19 protein-coding genes and 2 pseudogenes are annotated in these 18,662 nt (G+C 74.4%); 10 read left to right on the top strand and 11 right to left on the bottom strand.

The window, feature by feature from the left end; translation table 11 throughout:
* Positions 1 to 12: 12 nt before the first annotated feature.
* Entirely contained in the window at positions 13 to 921 is a 909-nt protein-coding gene (locus ACOBQU_RS40190) for a MerR family transcriptional regulator (RefSeq protein ID WP_423635513.1), read from the bottom strand.
* Between the two features lie 39 nt (positions 922 to 960).
* Here ACOBQU_RS40190 and ACOBQU_RS40195 point away from each other — a divergent pair, with 39 nt between their 5' ends.
* A complete protein-coding gene (locus ACOBQU_RS40195; protein WP_423635515.1) occupies positions 961 to 1,710 on the top strand; it encodes a maleylpyruvate isomerase family mycothiol-dependent enzyme in 750 nt (249 codons plus the stop codon).
* 61 nt (positions 1,711 to 1,771) lie between these two features.
* Here ACOBQU_RS40195 and ACOBQU_RS40200 read toward each other — a convergent pair whose 3' ends face one another.
* Complete coding sequence (locus ACOBQU_RS40200; RefSeq protein WP_423635517.1) at positions 1,772 to 2,008, bottom strand: hypothetical protein; 237 nt, start codon at positions 2,006 to 2,008, stop codon at positions 1,772 to 1,774.
* Positions 2,009 to 2,034: 26 nt separating this feature from the next.
* On the opposite strand from ACOBQU_RS40200, the gene ACOBQU_RS40205 reads away from it, so the two are divergent.
* Positions 2,035 to 2,223 carry a hypothetical protein gene (locus ACOBQU_RS40205; RefSeq protein ID WP_423635519.1) on the top strand — a complete coding sequence of 63 codons (189 nt, stop codon included), beginning with the start codon at positions 2,035 to 2,037 and terminating at the stop codon, positions 2,221 to 2,223.
* Positions 2,220 to 3,035 (top strand): class I SAM-dependent methyltransferase, encoded by an 816-nt coding sequence (locus tag ACOBQU_RS40210; protein ID WP_423635521.1) that lies wholly within the window; start codon positions 2,220 to 2,222, stop codon positions 3,033 to 3,035. Before ACOBQU_RS40205 ends, ACOBQU_RS40210 begins: the two co-directional genes overlap by 4 nt.
* Positions 3,036 to 3,109: 74 nt before the next feature.
* Here the strand turns inward: ACOBQU_RS40210 and ACOBQU_RS40215 are convergent.
* A pseudogene (locus ACOBQU_RS40215) lies at positions 3,110 to 3,444 on the bottom strand (cupin domain-containing protein).
* Positions 3,445 to 3,515: 71 nt separating this feature from the next.
* On the opposite strand from ACOBQU_RS40215, the pseudogene ACOBQU_RS40220 reads away from it, so the two are divergent.
* Positions 3,516 to 4,441: pseudogene (locus ACOBQU_RS40220) on the top strand (GlxA family transcriptional regulator).
* Between the two features lie 28 nt (positions 4,442 to 4,469).
* Here the strand turns inward: ACOBQU_RS40220 and ACOBQU_RS40225 are convergent.
* Positions 4,470 to 5,219 (bottom strand): TetR/AcrR family transcriptional regulator, encoded by a 750-nt coding sequence (locus tag ACOBQU_RS40225; protein WP_423635523.1) that lies wholly within the window; start codon positions 5,217 to 5,219, stop codon positions 4,470 to 4,472.
* A 276-nt stretch (positions 5,220 to 5,495) separates the two neighbouring features.
* Between ACOBQU_RS40225 and ACOBQU_RS40230 the strand changes: the two genes are divergently transcribed.
* The 3 genes from ACOBQU_RS40230 (at position 5,496) to ACOBQU_RS40240 (ending at position 8,535) form a co-directional block, all read left to right on the top strand.
* The gene (locus tag ACOBQU_RS40230; protein ID WP_423635525.1) at positions 5,496 to 7,010 is read left to right on the top strand and encodes an MFS transporter; all 1,515 of its coding nucleotides are present in this window, start codon (positions 5,496 to 5,498) and stop codon (positions 7,008 to 7,010) included.
* Between the two features lie 86 nt (positions 7,011 to 7,096).
* A complete protein-coding gene (locus ACOBQU_RS40235; RefSeq protein ID WP_423635527.1) occupies positions 7,097 to 7,993 on the top strand; it encodes an alpha/beta hydrolase in 897 nt (298 codons plus the stop codon).
* Entirely contained in the window at positions 7,990 to 8,535 is a 546-nt protein-coding gene (locus ACOBQU_RS40240) for a hypothetical protein (RefSeq protein WP_423635529.1), read from the top strand. The genes ACOBQU_RS40235 and ACOBQU_RS40240 overlap by 4 nt, the downstream gene beginning before the upstream one ends.
* A gap of 55 nt (positions 8,536 to 8,590) precedes the next feature.
* Here ACOBQU_RS40240 and ACOBQU_RS40245 read toward each other — a convergent pair whose 3' ends face one another.
* Positions 8,591 to 9,649 (bottom strand): hypothetical protein, encoded by a 1,059-nt coding sequence (locus ACOBQU_RS40245; protein ID WP_423635531.1) that lies wholly within the window; start codon positions 9,647 to 9,649, stop codon positions 8,591 to 8,593.
* A 341-nt stretch (positions 9,650 to 9,990) separates the two neighbouring features.
* Between ACOBQU_RS40245 and ACOBQU_RS40250 the strand changes: the two genes are divergently transcribed.
* Complete coding sequence (locus ACOBQU_RS40250; protein WP_423635533.1) at positions 9,991 to 10,698, top strand: response regulator transcription factor; 708 nt, start codon at positions 9,991 to 9,993, stop codon at positions 10,696 to 10,698.
* On the opposite strand, the gene ACOBQU_RS40255 is transcribed toward ACOBQU_RS40250, so the two are convergent.
* Positions 10,659 to 12,335, bottom strand: coding sequence for a sensor histidine kinase (locus ACOBQU_RS40255; protein WP_423635535.1), 1,677 nt, complete (start codon positions 12,333 to 12,335; stop codon positions 10,659 to 10,661). The two genes, ACOBQU_RS40250 and ACOBQU_RS40255, sit on opposite strands and share 40 nt — an antisense overlap.
* A gap of 409 nt (positions 12,336 to 12,744) precedes the next feature.
* Here ACOBQU_RS40255 and ACOBQU_RS40260 point away from each other — a divergent pair, with 409 nt between their 5' ends.
* The gene (locus tag ACOBQU_RS40260; RefSeq protein ID WP_423635537.1) at positions 12,745 to 13,080 is read left to right on the top strand and encodes an SH3 domain-containing protein; all 336 of its coding nucleotides are present in this window, start codon (positions 12,745 to 12,747) and stop codon (positions 13,078 to 13,080) included.
* Between the two features lie 284 nt (positions 13,081 to 13,364).
* On the opposite strand, the gene ACOBQU_RS40265 is transcribed toward ACOBQU_RS40260, so the two are convergent.
* The 5 genes from ACOBQU_RS40265 to ACOBQU_RS40285 all read right to left on the bottom strand — a co-directional run bounded on the left by ACOBQU_RS40265 (position 13,365) and on the right by ACOBQU_RS40285 (position 17,929).
* Positions 13,365 to 14,546, bottom strand: coding sequence for an ABC transporter permease (locus ACOBQU_RS40265; RefSeq protein WP_423635618.1), 1,182 nt, complete (start codon positions 14,544 to 14,546; stop codon positions 13,365 to 13,367).
* A gap of 197 nt (positions 14,547 to 14,743) precedes the next feature.
* The gene (locus tag ACOBQU_RS40270) at positions 14,744 to 15,502 is read right to left on the bottom strand and encodes an ABC transporter ATP-binding protein (RefSeq protein ID WP_423635620.1); all 759 of its coding nucleotides are present in this window, start codon (positions 15,500 to 15,502) and stop codon (positions 14,744 to 14,746) included.
* Between the two features lie 23 nt (positions 15,503 to 15,525).
* Complete coding sequence (locus ACOBQU_RS40275) at positions 15,526 to 16,800, bottom strand: peptidoglycan-binding protein (protein WP_423635539.1); 1,275 nt, start codon at positions 16,798 to 16,800, stop codon at positions 15,526 to 15,528.
* 3 nt (positions 16,801 to 16,803) lie between these two features.
* Positions 16,804 to 17,388 (bottom strand): hypothetical protein, encoded by a 585-nt coding sequence (locus ACOBQU_RS40280; RefSeq protein WP_423635543.1) that lies wholly within the window; start codon positions 17,386 to 17,388, stop codon positions 16,804 to 16,806.
* Between the two features lie 169 nt (positions 17,389 to 17,557).
* Positions 17,558 to 17,929, bottom strand: coding sequence for a VOC family protein (locus ACOBQU_RS40285; RefSeq protein ID WP_423635545.1), 372 nt, complete (start codon positions 17,927 to 17,929; stop codon positions 17,558 to 17,560).
* A 222-nt stretch (positions 17,930 to 18,151) separates the two neighbouring features.
* Between ACOBQU_RS40285 and ACOBQU_RS40290 the strand changes: the two genes are divergently transcribed.
* Positions 18,152 to 18,634: an OsmC family protein gene (locus ACOBQU_RS40290; RefSeq protein WP_423635547.1), complete on the top strand. Its 483-nt coding sequence runs from the start codon at positions 18,152 to 18,154 to the stop codon at positions 18,632 to 18,634.
* Positions 18,635 to 18,662: the final 28 nt, after the last annotated feature.

Genomic DNA, 18,662 nt, shown 5'->3' on the forward strand with positions numbered 1-18,662 from the left:
AGCGCGCGCCGCCTACGCCACCGCCCGGTCCAGGGCGTCCAGCAGCCACGCGTGGCCCTCGCCGAGCGTGACGTCCTCGCCCGTGACGTCACCGACGAGCCGCCAGTAGCGGCGCAGCCCCGGCGCGCGGTCGGCGGCGGCCGCGCGCAGCAGCTCGCGCCGGAACACCGGGCTGTCGCCGGTGCCGCGGGCCGCCGCGTGCACCGCGACGAACCGGTCGAGCAGCGGCCCGGGCCCCGGCCGCTCGCCCGCCCGCACACGGGGCAGCGCCAGCTTGAGCGCGACACCGAAGCCGTCCGCCACCAGGGCGCGTTGGTAGGCGACGGACGCGGACCGGTCGCGCGACCGCGCCCGCACCAGGCGCCGCAGCCGCTCGTCACCGACGATCGCGACCAGCGCGGCGTACGCGACGACCTGCTCGGGAGTGGGGTCCTCCGGTGGCGCGGGCACGCTCACGGAGATCACCATGTCGGCGTCGCGGCCCGGCAGGGACGGCAGGACCAGGCGGCTCCAGAACGACTCCAGGGCGTCCCGCGCGGCCCGCCCGTCGCCCACGGCCGCCAGCAGCTCCAGGCGCGCCGCGCGCTCGGCGGGCGCGGCCCGCTCCACCGCGCTCAGCGAGGCCCTGCGCCACGCCAGCGCCGCCAACTCGCCCTCGACGCGGGCGCGTTCACGGGCGGCGGCCTCGGCGACGGACCGCTGCCCGCCCAGCACCGACTCGATCGCCGCGAGCCCGAGGCCCAGCGCCCGCAGCCGCCGCAGCAGCGTCAGCCGGTCCACGGCCTCGGGCCCGAACCGCCGGTGCCCGCCCCCGCTGCGTACGGACTCCACGAACCCCTCGTCGCAGTAGAAGCGGACCGTGCGCACCGGCACCCCCGTCCGCCGCGCCAACTCGCCGATGGACAGGGTCTCCTCGCGCACTTGAACCTCCACCCCGGTGGAGCTCCTACGGTACGCCGCATGACACAGCCACAGACCGGCCGACTGGCCTCGGCCCTGCTGCACACGACCACGGCGTTCGCGGACCTCGTGGACGGCGCCGACTGGGACGCCCACGTCCCGACCTGCCCCGAGTGGCCGCTGCGCGTCCTGGTCGGCCACCTCGGGCAGGCGCCGCGCTGGATGGCGGCCATCGTCCGCGGCGGCGCCCCCGACGGCGTCCCCGACCCCCGCGACGAGACGCCGCCGAGGGACTGGCGGGCCTGGCTGCACGCGGGCGCGGTCGAACTCGCCGTCGCCGTACGGGAGGTGGGCGCCGACACCCCGGTGTGGACCCTCACCGGACCGGGCCCGGCGTCCTTCTGGCTCCGCCAGGCCACCCACGACGCCACGGTCCACACCGTCGACGCCGCCCTGCTGACCAAAGCCCCGTACGCCATCGAACCCGACCTGGCCGCCGACGCGGTCACCCAGCTCCTGGAACTGCTGTCCGCCCCGGCCGCCACGACCCTCAAGCCCGCCCTCGCGGCCCTCCACGGCACCGGCACCCTCACCCTGCGCCCCACGGAGCCCGCCCTCCCCGCCTGGACCATCACCCGCACCCCGACCGGCGTGACCTGGCACCCCGGCACGGCCGACGCGGACGTCACCGTGACCGCCCCGGCCCAGGACCTCCTCCTGATCCTCACCCGCCGCCTCCCCACCCACCACGCGAAGACCGAGGGCGACGAGACCCTCTTCGCCCACTGGCTGACCCACTCGGCGCTGTGAGCGGCCCCGCAGATAGCGGCGCACGAGCGCGACGTCTCCACCGAACGCCGCCCCCGACGGTTCAGCGGGCGGCGAGGTGCCAGCGGGTTCCGTCGGGAACGTGCCAGACGAAGGCACCGCCGTCTGCCTCGCGGACGTATCCGAACTGGTCGTGGGTGGGGCGGTGGTGAGTGTTCCACCAGTTCAAGGCGGCTTCGGCCTGCTTCCACAGCTCCGGGTCGCCGCCGTAGGTGACGGTCTGGTTCGGTTTCGGGGGCGCGTTGCGGGCGCTGGGGCGTGGGGTAGGTGCGGGCGGCATCGCGGGCAGGCATGAAGCGGCCTGAGGTGGTGGTGCTGCGCGGGCCCGTCGATCAGCTCTCGGCCAGCATCGTGAAGCGGCTGGGGAAGCTCGCGGGTGAACTCGGAACAGCGCAGTACCGTGGATCGTCGCAGGTTGCTCAATTGTGCGAACGCATCATGACGACCGCGAGACCGATGGCCCTGCCTTCCATCAACCCCTCGGAGCCGACGTGACTGACCCTGTCCCGCACGACCCCGCCATGACAGATCGGGCCATTCTCGCGGGCAGCGCGTACAGGACCGAGCGCGACCTCGCCGCCCGTCAGTCGCTCTATCGCTGGCAGACTCCGAGCTACGATCTCCCGGCACTCGTCGCCGAGCAACTCCACTCCGTGCGCGGCAGCGTCGCCGATATCGGCTGCGGCAACGGCAAGTTCATCAAGCGCCTCATGCGGGATCGGCCTGACCTGCGCCTTCTTGGCCTCGATGTATCGCCCGGCATCCTCGACGGCGTGCCTCGTCCCGTTGCAGTCGCTGATGCCGCACGCCTGCCCCTACGGACAGCGAGCCTCGGCGCGGCGCTTGCGCTCCACATGCTCTACCACGTTGAGAACATCCCGGCGGCGGGCGCGGAGCTGGGGCGAGTGCTGACTGAGCCGGGCATCGTGGTCGCCTCGACCAATAGTGAGCGGGACAAAGCCGAGCTGGACCAGCTGTGGGTACAGGCCGCCGGTGACGTACTCGGAGTCGAGAAGGGCCCTTCGCGGATCTCCCTGAGCGCACGGTTCTCGTTGGAGAAGGCTCCCGACATGCTTGGCGCGGTATTCTCCAAGGTCGAAACGATCCCGCTACTCGGCACCATCGCCGTGACCACACCCGATCCCGTGATCGCCCACATGGCCTCATATCGCGCCTGGGCCAGTCAGCACGAAGTGCCGTTCGACGAGACGATCGCGAGGGCCCACACGATCGTCACAGACCACATCGCCCGGCACGGAGCTTTCACGATTACTTGTCTCGGCGGCATCCTCGTCTGCTCTCGTTGACCGGGGAAATGACAGAAGGCCCCTCTCGGTACTGCGCTGAGAGGGACGCCTTCAGTCGACGGCGGGCGCCGCGCCTAGCCCTCGGGGTAGAAGACGAACAGCGTGCAGCCGGTGGTTGTCGAGGGGATGTGCCAGGAACCGGCCGGGGCGTGGAGGAACGTGCCCGGGGGTAGTCGCGGGCGCCGTCGTTGAAGGTGCCCGCGACCACGTAGACCTCCTCCGGGCCGGGCTCGTGGACGTCGCGGCGCGGCCAGGAGGTGCCCGGGTCCATCTCCAGGACGTGGGCGTGCGCGCCGGACGGTCCGCGCCACAGGCGGCGCAGGCGGATTCCGGGGAACAGCTCGGTGGCCGGGGACTCGTCGACGGAGACGGAGGTGTAGCCCTCCTGCGCGAGGATCTCGGTGTGCATGCCCGCAACGGTGCCGTGCGCGGGCGGCGGCCGACAGAGACCGTGATGACACCCTGGGGTACTTTTCTGCCATGCATCGCGTGGTGGCTCTGGTACGGCCGGTGCAGTCGGTCTTCGAACTGGGCTGTGCCGTCGAGGTGTTCGGTACGGAGCGGCCCGGGGTGCCGCGGCGCTACGCGTTCGAGGCGTGCACGGAGCGGCCCGGCCCCGTGCCGACCACGGGCGGCTACGCGATGACCGTGCCCCGGGGCCTGGAGGCGCTGGACACCGCCGACACCGTGATCATCCCCGGCTGGCTCCCGGTGGAGGAACCGCTGACCGACCCCGTCCGCCGGGCCCTGCTGCGGGCCCACGCCCGGGGAGCCCGGCTGGTCACGATCTGCTCCGGGGTCTTCGCCCTCGCCCGCACCGGACTCCTGGACGGCCGCACGGCCACCACGCACTGGGCGCGCGCCGAGCAACTGCGCCGCGAGTTCCCCGGATACGCGTGGAACCGGACCGGCTCTACGTGGACCACGGCGACGTCGCCACCAGCGCGGGCGCGGGCGCGGGATTCGACCTGTGCCTGCACCTCGTACGCGAGGACCACGGGACGGCGTACGCCGCCGACCTCAGGCGGCACATGGTGCTGCCGCCGCGCCACGAGACCGCCCAAGCGCCGCCCCCGCCGCCGGGCGACGCGCTCGACGGGCTGCTCGCCTGGGCCGACGAACGCCTCGGGACACCGCTGTCGGTGGCCGACCTGGCCGCCCACCTCGGCGTCTCGCCCCGCACCCTGGCCCGGCGCTTCGCCGACCAGCTGCACACCAGCCCCGGCGCGTGGCTGCTCTCCCGCCGCGTGGCCGCGGCCCGCGCCCTGCTGGAGCGGACGGAACTCCCGGTCGACGCGATCGCCACCCGCGTCGGCCTGTCCTCCGCGGTCAACCTCCGCCGCCGCTTCCGCGCCGCGACCGGCACGACCCCGGGCGCCTACCGGCGGACGTTCCGGGCCTCCTGACCGGCCGGGCACACCCCGGCGCCTCGGTTCAGGCCGACGGGGCGGTGCTCCAGGTTCCGGCGCGGGCCGCCAGGGCGGCGGCCTTGGCGGCGCTGTCCGCGTCCCGCGCGGTCAGGGGGCGGCCGGTGTTGAGGAGGGCGTAGTAGAGGGGGGCGGAGACGGCGGCGATGACCGCGTGGGGGTCGGTACCGGCGGGGAGTTCACCGCGGGCGACCGCGTCGGTGACACAGCCGGACCATTCGGCGATGCGGACGTCGTAGAAGCGGTGCAGTGCCTCGGCGGCCTGACCGTCGCAGAGGGAGGCGGCGATCAGGGCCTTGAAGAGGGGGCCCTGGCGGGGGTCGGTGAGGGTCTTCACGACGAGGCGGGCGTTCGCGGTGAGGTCGCCGTCGAGGGTGCCGGTGTCGGCGCGGGGCAGGGACGTGGCGGCCATGTCGGCGAGGAGGTCGGCGGCCAGCGCTCCCGGGGTGCCCCAGCGGCGGTAGACGGTGGTCTTGCCGACGTCGGCGCGGCGGGCGATCTCGGCCAGGTCGAGGGCGGCGAAGCCCTCGGTGGCGAGGGTGTCGCCAGCCGCCTTGAGGACGGCTTCGCGGACGCGGGCGGTGCGTCCGCCGGGGCGGATGGTTCCGGCGGGGGCGGTCGGGGCCGCGGGGGCGGTCGGGGCCGCCGGGGTCACAGGGGTGGTCGGGGCTGCCGGGGCCGCTGGGTCCTCGGGGGCCGCCGGGGTGGTCGGGGCGGTGCGCTTGCCCGCGGTCGGGGAGGCGGGGGGCGTGGGCATCTGGGCTCCTTCCGGGGGCTCCTCGCGGTGCCACGGCCAGCTTACCGGTACTCGGGTTCCCATTACGTGACTCGGGTGCTACCTTCATGGCCGTAACGGAACTGCAAACCCGTTAGCGGGGGGCTCTGGACCTCCGGGGTCATTCCGCCTTGCCTCCCGCCCCCTCCCCTTCCTCCTCCCGCCCCTCCTCCCGCCCCCCCTCCTCTCACCCCTCTACTCCTCCCGCTCATCCCGCCGCGCGTCGGCGAACGGCGGTTGCGAAAGGATGTATCTGTCATGTCCACGACCAACGTGCGCCCGGAGTCCGGCGCCGAGCCCAAGAGCGCCACGGCGCGGCCGCACCGGCGGCCCGCCCCGCCCACCGACCCGCAGCGGCCCGCCCCGGCCCCGGCCCCCCGCCTCACCGGACGGCTGAAGCTCGTCCTGGCCGTGCTCCTGGTCGCCCAGTTCATGCTGGCCGTCGACTTCTCGATCCTGAACGTGGCGCTCCCCGCCATCGGCGACGGACTCGGCTTCGCCCTGTCCGACCTGCAGTGGATCGCGACGTCCTTCGCGCTGACGGCCGCCGGGTTCACCCTCTTCTTCGGCCGGATCGGCGACCTGATCGGCCGTAAGAGGATCTTCATCGGCAGCCTCGCGCTCCTTGGGATCTCCTCCCTGGTCGGCGGGCTCGCCACCACCCCGGAGGTGCTGCTGGCCGCCCGCGTCGCCCAAGGCCTGGCCACCGCCGCCGCCACCCCGGCCGGACTCGCCCTGCTCACCACGTCGTTCCCCGAAGGACCGCTGCGGCAGAAGGCGCTCGGCATCAACGGCGCCCTGATGTCCGCCGGGTTCACCGCTGGCGCGATCCTCGGCGGCGTCCTGACCGACCTGCTCTCCTGGCGCTGGGCGTTCTTCGTCAACGTGCCCGTCGCGCTGGCCGTCGTCCTCGTCGCCCCGGCCGTGATCAAGGAGTCCCGGCCCGCCGTACGCCCGAAGCTCGACCTGCCCGGCGCGCTCACCGTCACCCTCGGCCTGCTCGGCCTGGTCTACGGCCTCACCCAGGCCGGTGAGCACGGCTGGACCAGCGGCCACGCCCTGGCCGGACTCGTCGCCGGTGCCGTCCTCCTGGCCGCGTTCCTCCTGATCGAGCGCAGGGTCGCCGAGCCCCTCGTCCCGCTGCGGACGCTCGGCCGCCGCACCGTGGCCTGGGGCAACGCGCTGGGCGCGCTCGCCTTCATCACCGAGACCTCCCTGGTGTACCTCCTCACCCTCTACCTCCAGAAGACCCTCGGCTTCTCCCCGCTGACCGCCGGTGTCTCCTTCGGCGTCCTCGGCGTCGGCACCGTCGTCGGCGGACTGATCGCCCCCAGGGTCATCGCCCGGACCTCCACCCGCACCGCCCTGATCGCGGGCGGTGTCGTCCAGACCGTCTTCACCGCCGCCCTCCTCCTCCTGGGGACGACCACCGGCGCGGCCATGGCCCTGCTGCTGCCCGCGACCTTCTTCGGCGGCGTCGGCAACATGCTGGTCATCGTCGGCTTCATGGTCACCGCCACCAGCGGGCTCCCCGACGAGGAGCAGGGCCTCGCCACCGGCCTCGCCTCGATGTCCCAGCAGATCGGCATCACCATGGGTACGCCGATCATGTCCGCCGTGGTCACCGCGAGCACGGCCGGTGCGGTGAGCGCGTCCGCCATCCACCACGGCATCACCGTCGCCATCGCGGTCAACGCCGCGCTCGTCCTGCTCGGGGTCGTCATCGCGACGGTGCTCCTGCGCGCCAAGGGCACTGGCGCGCAGGGCGCCTGACCCGTCCCGCGCACCACGCGCCGCCGAGTAGTCCGTGCGCCCCGATCACCTGGGGCCCGCCCGCCCCGACCCCGAGGAACCCCGCGATGACCGCCGCCGCCCCGCAGACCGCAGCCCCGACCGCCGCGCCCACCGGCACGGTCGCCGTGACCACCGTGACCGTTCCCGGACCGACCCCCGTCCGCGCCCGCCTCCACACCCCGCCCGGCCCCGCCGCCCCCGGCGGCTGGCTGGTGTGGGCGCACGGCGGCAGCTGGCAGCGCGGCTCGGCCGCCGACTGGCACCCCGTCACCCACCGCCTGGCCGCGCTGTCGGGCTGGCGCGTGCTGAGCGTCGACTACCGGCTCGCCCCCGCCCACCGCCACCCGGCGGCGCTGGAGGACGTCCTCACCGCCCTCGCCTGGGCCCGCGCCCAGGCTGCCGCCGACGGCACGCCGGTCGCCGACGGCACGCCGGTCGCCGTCGGCGGCGACAGCGCCGGAGGCACCCTCGCCGCGGTCGCCGCGCTCGCCGTACGCGACCGGGACCGGCGCCTTCCACCGCGGGCGCGCCCCCGGCCGCTGGCCGCCCAACTCCTCGCGTACCCGCCGCTCGACCCGGACTGCGCCGCCCCGAGCCACCACCGCGACCCGCGCGCCTTCCCCCGCCCCGCGGAACTCCGCCGGGCCTGGCGCCTGTGGCAGGGCACCGGCCGCACGGCCCGTACCCCCGACGGCACTTCCCTGTACTCCACCCCGGCCGACGCCCCCGACCTGGCGGGCCTGCCGCCGACGGCGTTGGCGGTCGGCGGCCGCGACCCCGTGGCCGACGACGTCCTCGGCTACGCCGTCCGGCTCCGCGACGCCGCCGTACCCGTGGAGCTGATCCACCCGCCCGGCGCCGCCCACGGCGACCTGCTCCGGCCGGGCAGCCAGCTCCTGCCCCGCCTCGCCGCCCACCTGCGCCGCGCCGCCGCCCCCACCGAAGGAGAGCCCCGACCATGACGGCCCCCGCCCCCGCCCCGATCGACGCCCTCGTACGCCACTTCACCGACCTGCGCGACGGCACCCACGCCGGGCACGCCGACCGGCCCGCCAAGCAGCGGGCGTTCACCGCGGCGGTCGACCTGCTCGACGCGCCCGCCCGGCAGGTCCTGGCCGAGTACGACACCCACCTGCTGCTCGGCACGGGCACGCTCCACGCCACCGGCCCGCGCCGCGACCAGCACGGCGGCTCCTCCGCGGCCTGGCGGCTGACCTGGCCCGAGCAGCGCCGCGCCGGTATCCCCGGCCTCACCCTGCACGCCCACTTCGGCGCCGGTTTCCACCACCCCCACCTGCGCGGCGCGACCGTCGCCGAGTGGCCGCTCAACGTGGCCACCGCCGACCAGGCCGCCGAACTCCTGCCCACCCTCCGCGCCATCGTCGCCGCCGACCTGCACAACCTCGTCTTCCAACGGAACTGGCGCATCGTCCCGGCGCTCCGGACCACCGCCCGTCAGACGGCCGCCCGTCAGACGGCCGGAAGGCCGCGCCCAGGGGGATGAGGGCGCGGCCTTCGGTTCGGGGCGGCCACTCGGGGTGGCCGTTCGGGGCGGCTGCTCAGCGGCAGGCCCAGACGGTCGGCTCGTCCCGGCCGCCGGGGAAGGTCCAGCTGCGGCCCGCGAGGGTGCCGTCGTCGCTGGAGACGGTCAGCTCAAGCCCGCGGTTGGAGCTCCAGGCCAGAGTGGAGGCGAGGGCCGTGCCCTGCCACACGCCGAACTGGCGGCGGCTCGGGTCGTCGGTGCGGCCGACGATCCGCCCGTCGCGGTTGATGCCGCGGATGTCGTCGGCGCGCTCCACCACGCGCGGCTGGCCGTCGCGGTCCCACAGCACGCTGCGCGCGTCGGCGCCCACGCCGACCTGGGCGATGACGCGGCCGTTGGAGATGCCGCGCGGGATCACGTCACGGGCCCCGTCGGGCAGGGGCAGCCGACGCGCCGAGCCGCCCTTCCACAGGTACAGCTCCTGCTTGACGTCGTACGTCGCCTCGACCGTCACGGTGCCGTCCTGGTCGATGCCGGTGGCGCTGGCCGACGTGGCGGGCAGCCCGGTCAGCTCGACGACCGTGCCGGGCCTGTCGGCGGGCCAGATGACGGGGTGGGAGTACGGCGCGCCGTCGACCTCCGTGTCCACGGCGCCGACGATGTCCCCGCGGTCGTTGATGCCCTCGGCCCGGGAGGAGAAGGCGCCGGGCAGCTCGGGCAGGCGCTCCAGCCTGCCGTCGCGCGAGCGGATGGCGCTGGGGAAGCCGGTGCTCTCCTGGTAGGCGGCGCCGACGACGGTCCCGGCGTCGTTGACGCCGTGGACGCCGACCCAGTTCTGGTACGCGGGGTCGGCCAGGTTGCCGTAGTCGGTGAGCTTCCCGTCCTTCCACAGCACGGCGCGGCCGCCCTTCGCGGAGTCCGCGCCGTACGAGATCGTGCCCGCGTAACCGCCGCTGCCGTCCGTCGCGTCCACCGCCCCGGCGAGCGCGCCAGCGGGCATCGGCAACACGGACGGCTGCCACGCGCACGCCCCCGCCTCAGCGGCGACCGCGCCGGGCCCCACGACACCGACCGCCGCCACCAGCACCGCCGCCGACAGCAGAACCCGAGCGACACCCTGCGTACGTCTCATCATTCTCCCCGGAGTGACCGTGATGGGCGTGACCGTGCTGGCTGCGACCGTGCCGCGCGGACCTCACTGAGCACCCCTGATCCTGACGCAACAGGGCTTCCCTCTCCAGGAGTTGGCAGCTTCCGGCCACGAGCGGGGCCGGGAACGCCGGAACGATGCCGGGGCGCCGCCGGGACGCCGCCGGAGTGACGCCGGACTGCGGAATCACCCCCTCCAGGCGTACGGATGCGGAACACCGGCCACCACTTCACGTACGCGAATGAGCACTGCTGGCGAAACCGCCGGGAGTTCCCCTCCGCTTGTACTACGGTGCCGGAACGGGCAGGGGCTCACTGGGGGAATCGTTGGCCGCGCGGATACTGGTCGCCGAAGACGACGCCATGCAGTCCCGGCTCGTCCGGATCTATCTGGAGCGGGAGGGAAACGTGGTGCAGGTCGTGGCCGACGGCCGCGCCGCACTGGAACGGGCCCGCTCGGCGAAACCGGACCTCATCGTCCTCGACGTGATGCTGCCGCTGGTCGACGGACTCGACGTGTGCCGCATCCTGCGCGCCGAGTCGGACGTCCCGATCCTGCTGCTCACCGCGCGCACCACCGAGGAGGACATGCTCCTCGGGCTCGACCTCGGCGCCGACGACTACCTCACCAAGCCGTACAGCCCCCGCGAACTGACCGCGCGCGTCAGGGCGTTGCTGCGCCGGTCGAAGAAGTCCGGCGGCCCCGCGGAACCCGTGGTGCTGCGGGTCGGCGAGGTGGAACTGGACACGGCGCGCTTCGAGGTCCGCGTCGCGGGGCGGCCGGTGGCGCTGACCGCGAAGGAGTTCGCCCTCCTGGAGGTCCTCGCCCGCGAACCCGGCCGGGTCTTCACCCGAGCACAGATCATCGAGCGCGTCTTCGGCTTCGACCAGCACGTCCTGGAGCGGACCGTCGACGCCCACGTGATGAACCTGCGGCGCAAACTGGAGGCGGACCCAAAGCGGCCGCGACGCCTGGAGACGGTGTACGGGCGCGGCTACCGCCTCGCGGACGGCTCGGGCTCAGCGCCCTCCTGACGCGCCGCCACCGCCGCGCGCGGCGACCAGGCCCACCGTGAACGTCGTGCCCGACCCGACCGCGCTGCGCACCTCGATCGTCCCCCGTGGTCGGCGACGATCTGACGGGCGATGGCGAGCCCCAGGCCGCTGCCGCCCGTGGCCCGGCCCCGCGAGGCGTCCGCCCGCCAGAAGCGGTCGAAGAGGTGCGGCAGGTGCTCCGCGGGTATCCCCGCGCCCGTGTCCCGGACCTCGATGACGGCCAGATCGCCGCGTTCGCCGTGCTGGTCGCGTTCGCCGTGCTGGTCGCCTTCACCGGTCTCGCCGGGCGGGAGGAGTGCCAGGGTCACGGCGCCGCCCGGTTCGGTCGCCCGCAGCGCGTTGCTGACGAGGTTGCCGACGACCTGGCGCAGCCGGTCGGGATCGGCGTCCACGTATGCCGTCCCCGGCGCCTCCACCGCGAGGGTGACGCCCGCCGCCCGCGCCCGGGCGCGGTGGGCCTGGCGGCTGGCCTCCAGGAGTTCGCGCAGGTCGACCTCGGTGCGGTGGTAGGTGAGCGCGCCCGCCTCCGCCAGGGCCAGGTCCTGAAGGTCGTTCACGATCCGCTGCTGGAGGAGGGTCTCCTCGTGCAGGGCGGCGAGCAGGTCGGGGGTCGGCTCGATGACCCCGTCGCGCAGGGCCTCCAGATAGCCGCGCAGATTGGCCAGCGGGGTGCGCAGCTCGTGCGCGATGTCGCCGGTGAGGCGCCGCTGGCGCTCCTCGGCGGCCTGGACGGAGTCCGCCATGCGGTTGAAGGTGCCCCCGAGCCGGGCGATCTCGTCGCGCCCGGAAACGGGTACGCGCCGGGTCAGATCGCCCTCGCCCAGCCCCTGCGCGGCGTGCGTCATGGCGCGTACGGGGCGCAGTACGGCCCGGCTCAGGACCAGGGCGCCCAGGATGGCCGCGAGGGCGACGCCGCCCGCGGCGAGCACGGTGGGGGCGGCCGCCAGGGTGGGCGGCGCCTCGTTCCGTACGCCGAGGTGGACCTCCAGACGCGGCGGGGCGGCGGAGCCGGTCCGCTGGTTGAACACCCGCTGCAGGCAGGCGGTGAGCCGCCGCGCCGACTCGCACGGCCGCAGCGCGTCGAGGTCCCGCTGGGTCGGCGGGGCGGACTCTCGCGGGGGATTCCCGCACGGCGAGCGCCGTCCATCCGCGCTGACCTGGGGGATGCCGAGGGCGTCCGGCCGGGCCGTGACGCCGGTGCCCGCCCGCGTCAGGCAGGCCGCGTACGCCACCGTGGCGCGGTAGTCGGCGATCGCCCGCGCGGTCTGCTTCACGGACAGGCGCGGCACCTGGCCGCCGGGGAACCGCAGGGCGGGGCGCGGGTCGACCGCGACCGGGGGCTGACCGCTCAGCGGCCGGGGCTCGCGCCCGGCGAGGCGGTCGGAGTCGGCCAGCAACTCGTCGGCCTCCGTGACCACCCGGATCCGCTGGCCGGTGTCCTCCGCGAGCGCGCGCACCGTGGCCGACAGCCCCTTCCAGGTGCCGTGCGCGAAGCCGTACGCGCGCAGCTCCCCGGTGATCCGCGAGACCTCCTGCTGACTCGCGGTGACGGTCCGCTGGACCTGCCGGTTCGCCTGCCGCAGCGTCAGCCAGGCGGTGGCGGCGGTCGCCGCCATCGCGACCAGCATCAACAACCCCAGAACCCGGAACCGGAAACTCATCGCACCCCACCGCCCCCACCCACCACGACGCGTCCGATCACCGTGACTCCTCCGGTCGGTTCCCTGGCCTGTGGGATCGCATGGTCGAACAGAAAACAGTGATCTTCAAAGGGTGTCACGCGCCACTTCTCAAGTGTGGCGTGTTTGCGCTCGGGAAGGTTTCAGACTCCCAGGGTAGAGAAGTGGCCAGTCGGTGACGGAATACTTTCTTCAGGAACGCCGGACCGCCAGTGTTCCTTTTCGTCGCGTCCTCTTGATGCGGCGGTCACTGCTTTCGCCCGAGTGCCTTTCAGTGTCCGAGAGCGGTGATCCGGAATCGTCCCTTGGGGTTCAAGTGAACAGAATAAAGCGCCGAATCGCCGCCGTGGTTCCCGCGATCGCGGCCGTCGCCGTGGCCGTGCCGCTGTCCCTCGCCTCCCCGGCCGCCGCCCACGCGTCGTGCGGCAAGACCGCCTCGGACAAGGACGGGGGCTCCTGGAACAGAACGGCTAACGGAGCCAACGAGCGCAGCGGCTCCAGCACTGGCTGTGCCATCACGGGCATCGCCTACAACAGCCACCGGCTCGACTACCACTGCTACACCAGCGGCAACGACGGAAAGACCTGGACGTACTTACGGAACGATTCCACCGGGGTCAGCGGCTGGGTCCGTGACGACCTCCTCAGTGACGGTGGCAGTCTCTACAGTTGCGGCTTCTAGCGTTCCGCTATCGGAGCTGAAAGCGGTGAAGTAACGGAATGGAGAGGGGCGGTTCCGGTGGGGGCCGCCCCTGCTTCCGTGTGGAAATCCGGTAGACCTCAACCCGTGGTGAAAGGCGGGGCGCCGGTGTACGGGCGTTGCTAACGCATCCGTCGCTAACGCACCGTCGCTGACCGGCTCGGAGAGGGCCGACGCCGCTGGGTCGCGCGCCCCAGCCCCGCGGTTCCTGTTCCGGTCGGCACGCCGACCAGCGCCCCCCTCCGGCGTCGCGCGCAGCACCCCGCTCAGCCGCCGGACAGTGCGTCCGTAGGGGCCAGCCTGCTCGCTCGGACCGCTGGATACAGTCCGGCTGCCACGCCGATGAGCACGGTCGCGGTGAGGCCCGCCGCGCTCGCCCACACCGGCACTACCGTCGGCCAGTCCCGGCTGAGGGCGTACCCCGAGGTGATCAGCGTGCCGAGCACCGTCCCGCCCAGGCCGCCGAAGAGGGACAGAAGCAGGGATTCCGTCACGAACTGCGCCCGTATCTGTCCCCTGGTCGCCCCGAGCGCACGGCGCAGGCCGATCTCCGGGCGCCGCTCCAGGACCGAGATGACCATGGTGTTGCCCACGCCCACCCCGCCGACGAGCAGGGCGACCCCGCCGAGGCCGAGCAGCAGCCCCGTCAGCGCCGACTCGGTGGCCTCGCGGGCCGCGAGCGCGTCGGAGGGCCGCGAGACCCGCACCTCGCCCGGCTTCTCGGGGTACGCCGTCGCCGGGAGCACCCCCCGTACGGCGGCGACCTGGCTGTCCTCGGCACGGACGTACACCGTCGACGGGTGCCCGTCGAAGCGCAGGTACGTGCGGGCCGCCGACCACCCGACCAGCGCGGCGCCGTCCAACTCCGGCGCGAGCGGCGCCGGATCGAGCACCCCCACCAGGGAGAACCAGCGGCCGCCGAGCCACACCCGGGTCCCCGGCGCGTACACGTCGAGCCGCTGGGCGGCGGTGGCGCCGAGCACGACCGCCGGGTACCGCTCGGTGGCGGAGTCCAGCCAGCGCCCCGTACGGACGCGACCGCTGACGGCGGTGAGGAGGTCGGGACCGGCCGCGAGGACGCTCAGGGAGCCGGTGTGACCGACGGCGATGCGCTCGTTGCGGTACACGTTGGCGCCGGTCGCGCCCGTCGCCGCCACCTGCCGCACCGGCGGGATGCGGCGGACCATCACCACGGCCTCGCGCGGCAGCCGCACCTTCTCGCCCCCGAGGGACTCGCCGGGGGCGACCCGCAGCAGATTCGTCCCGAGCGCGTCCAGCCGACGGTCCACCTCGGCCTGCCCGGAGCCGGAGATGCCGACCACCGCGATCATGGCGGCGACACCGATGGCGATGCCGAGCGCGGAGAGGAAGACGCGCAGCGGGCGGGTGCGCAGACCGGTGCCGCCGAGCCGTACGACGTCGGCGGGCCGCAGCCGCGCGGCCCGCAGCCGCGCCCGGCCACGGCCGGAGCCGGATGCCGTCCCGGTCCCGGATGCCGTCCCGGACCCTGACACCGTCCCGGACTCGGACGCCGCCCCGCTCCCGGGTAAAGCCCCGCTCCCGGGTAACGCCCCGCCCCCGGAACGCGGGCCCCGGCCAGGGGAGTCGGCCTCCGCCCGGCGCGACCCCGGGGCGACGCCGTCCGTCACCGGCGCACCCCGATCCCCGTACTCCACGCCGTGTCGCCGACCACCACACCGTCGCGCATCTCGACGCGGCGCGGAAGCCCCGCCGCGATCTCCCGGTCGTGGGTGATGATCACCACGGTGGTGCCGGAGGCGTGCAGCTCGCGCAGGAGGTCCAGGACGGCCGCGCCCGACGCCGAGTCGAGGTTCCCGGTCGGCTCGTCCGCCAGCAGCACCGACGGCTCGCCGACCACCGCGCGGGCCACCGCGACCCGCTGCCGCTCCCCACCGGAGAGCTGGTGCGGCAGGTGGTGGACCCGGTGGCTGAGCCCCACCCGCGCCAGCGCCGCCGCGGCCCTGGCCCGGCGGCGGCGCAGCGGAACCCCCGCGTACAGCAGGCCGTCACCCACCGAGTCCAGCACCGGAACACCGACCGCCAGGTGGAACTGCTGGAAGACGAAGCCGATCCGCGTGGCCCGCAGCGCGGAGACCTCCCGGTCGGACAGCGCCGCCACGTCGTGGCCGTCGACCAGCACGCGCCCCGTGGAGGGCCGGTCGAGGCTCCCCATGAGGTGGAGCACGCTGGACTTGCCGGAGCCCGACGGCCCGACCACCCCCACCAGTTCCCCGCGCCCGATGCGCAGGCTCACATCACGCACCGCCGTCACTCCGCCCGCGTACGTCTTGGAGACCGCGTCGAACTCCAGGACCGGACCGCCGCCCCCGCGGCCCCCACCAGTCGCGCCAGGCACACCCGCCGCCCCCGCCGCCCCCGTCATCCCCGTCATCCCTGTCACCCCCGTCACTCCGGAATCCTCACCCTCAACCCCTCGCGGACCCCACGACCGCTCACCTCGACCTTGCCGTCCGCGAACAGCCCGGTCCTGACCGCGACGAACGCGCCGTCCGCGGTCTCCAGGCCGTGCCCGCCCTCCGCGAGCGCGACCAGCGCGGCGACGGGAACCGCGAGGACGTCCTTCACCTCGCGCCCCACGTACGCGACCGTCACGGGCCCGCTCTCCAGCCGCCCCAGAGCCCGCTGGTCCCCGATGGTGACGGTCACCGGCACCGTGGCGGCGCCGCCCTGCTCCGAACCGTCCTTGCCGCCGCCCTCGGACGCTGCGGTCGCCTGCTTCCCCACCGACGCCACCACCCCCTTCACCGTCGTCCCCGAGGGCAGCGTGACCCGCACGGCGGTGCCGCGTACGGCCCAGGAGGCGTCCGCGGCCGAGGCGTTGACGACGACCTTCCGCGAGGTGGAGGTGTACGTCAGGGCGTTCTCGGCGGCGGCCGAGCCGACCCGGACGCCCGCGTGGCCGACGCGTATCCGGCCCCCGGCGTAGATGACGTCCCCGACGCCGACCCTGCCGGTCCGGGGCAGGCCCAGCGACCCCTGCCAGCGCTTGACCGCCTCGGCGGTGCGCGCCGTGAACGTCTCGTCCACGGTGAAGCCGGTGTGGCCGAGCGCGGCCAGATTGGTCTCGAACTGCAGGACGTCCATGCCCTTCACCTCCCGCGCCGACTGCCGTGGTGACGCCGGTGCCGACTGTCGCGGCGCGGCGGTCCCCGAGGGCTTCGCGGGCGCGCCGGGCCCGGCAGGCGGCGGCGCGGACTCCGCGGGCGTTGCGGGCCTCGCGGCGGTCAGCCCCAGGTCCCGGTACATGGGCAGCGCCCCGTACAGCAGCACCACCGGGCGGTCGTCGACCCGCAGCAGTGTGTCGCCGCGCCCGGCTGCCGCGCCCGGCCGGGGCAGCCAGGTCACCGTGCCCGTGGCCCTGACCGGCAGCGGAATCTCCTTGCCGTACCCCAACTCCCCGTCCACCTCGGTGCGTTCGGTCAGCGTGGTGCGCGTGACCGGGACGAGGGAGCCGGAGCGGGGCGGCGCGCCCGTGCCGCCGTCGCCGCCGCCGAGCCCCAGGGCGCCGACCACGGCGACGGCGGCCACGACGGCCACGGCGGCGGCGATCAGCGCCGTGCGCCGCCCGCGCCCACCGCGCGGCGGCTGCGGGGTGCCCCCGGGGGTGCCACCAGGTTCGCTACCGGGGCCGTCACCGAGAGGCGTCACCGTCTCCGGCATGACTCAGCCCTTGCCCGGGCCCGGGTTCTCCGGGACGCCGACGATCGGCCCGCAGACGCGCGCGGCCCGCTTCGCCCCGGCCGAGCTCTGGTCCCAGTCCCCCTGTCGGAGCCCGTCGGGCCCGGGGTCGGGGAAGTCGGCGGCGCCGTTCTTCTGCATGCACGCGGCGTACTCGCGCTTCACCTTGATCTGCTCGGGGGAGAGCTTGGGCTGGTTGCCCCGGTCGACGCTCTCGGGCACCGCCTTCACGTACTGGGCGCACTTCTCCGTGGCGGTCCGGAACTTCGGGTTCTTCTTCACGTCGCGCACCGCGTCGCCGCCGCCGAAGTCGATCGTCCCCCGGGAGTCCGGGTCCGGCGCGTCGATGCCGTTCGTCCGCAGGCACTTCACGTACTCCCGCTGGGACTTCACGTACGCGGCCACGTCGTCCCCGCCGTCCTGGCCGCCCCCCGCGGACGTGCCCTGGGACCTGCCGTCGGCGCCAGCCGCCGTGGGAACCCTGTCGTTCCCGCCGTCGCTGCCGCAGCCGACCAGCCCGAGGGCCAGGACCGAGGCCGCGGCGGCCAGCAGTAGCCGAGTGGTCTTCATCGGTTTCTCTCCCGCTCTCCTCCGGGACCCGTCCGCGAGCGCGGCGGGCAGGCCGACCGTAGGACGAGGACGATGAAGAACCTTTGAAGAACCTGTCAGCCCGTCATGCGGGCCCCCGAGCCCGCCGAGCCCCTGGCGGGGGGAAGGGGAGGGGCCGACGGTGCCGCGCTCAGTTCAGGCGGGCGCGCAGGAGGCAGAACTCGTTGCCCTCGGGGTCCATCAGGCAGTGCCAGGGCTCGTCGCCGGTCTGGCCGATGTCGGCCCGGCGCGCCCCGAGCTTCAGCAGGCGCTCCAGCTCGGCGTCCTGGTCGCGGTCGGTGGCGTTGACGTCGAAGTGCATGCGCAGCTTGCCGGTCTTGGGCTCCGTGGTGGGCACGAAGACCAGCGTGGGCTGGAGCCCGCCGAACCCGCTCTCCGGCCCGATCTCCACCGCGCCGTCGTCGAGGTCGAGCACGGTGAAGCCGAGGACCTCGCACCAGAACTCCGCGAGACGCTGCGGATCCTGGGCCGGAACGATCAGTTCGGAGAGTCGACAAGCCATGATCGGCACCGTACCGGCACCCCCGGCACGCGGCCACCCCGTACGAGACCCGCGTACGAGCCCTCCGTACGCCACCCTGTACGAGCCCCCCGTACGCCACCCTGTACGAGCCGACATACGCCCCCCAGCACGCCACCCCGTACGGACGCGAACGGAACGGGACGACACCCACACACCACACCCACCACGCCCCCAAAGCCCCCCAACACTACTGTCGGCACCATGACTGCCAACCCCGCACAGCCCGCACAGCCCGCCCAGCCCACACAGCCCGAAGAGCCCGCGCCCTCGCTGCGTTCCGTCACCGTCGAGCGGACCGCCACCGGCCGGTTCACCGCGACCAACGCGCGCGGGGCCACGGTGAGCTTCGGCACCGGGTCCGGTGACGACTTCACCCCGGTCGAACTGCTCCTCGCCGCGATCGGCGGCTGCACGGCGGCCGACGTGGACGTGGCCACGGCCCGCCACGCGGAGCCCACCGCGTTCACCGTCACGGTCACCGGCCACAAGGTCGACGACGAACTCGGCAACCGCCTGACGGACCTCAACGTCACCTTCTCCGTCGCCTTCCCCGACGGCCCCTCCGGCGACCGCGCCCGGACGATCCTGCCCCGCGCGGTCAAGACCTCCCACGACCGCCTGTGCACGGTGAGCCGCACCATCGAAACCGGCACCCCGGTCACGACGACGATCACCGAGCCGTAGGCACGGCAGCCGGACCGGCGGCAGCCCC

This window comes from Streptomyces sp. G45, assembly GCF_049542095.1.
Taxonomy (GTDB): domain Bacteria; phylum Actinomycetota; class Actinomycetes; order Streptomycetales; family Streptomycetaceae; genus Streptomyces.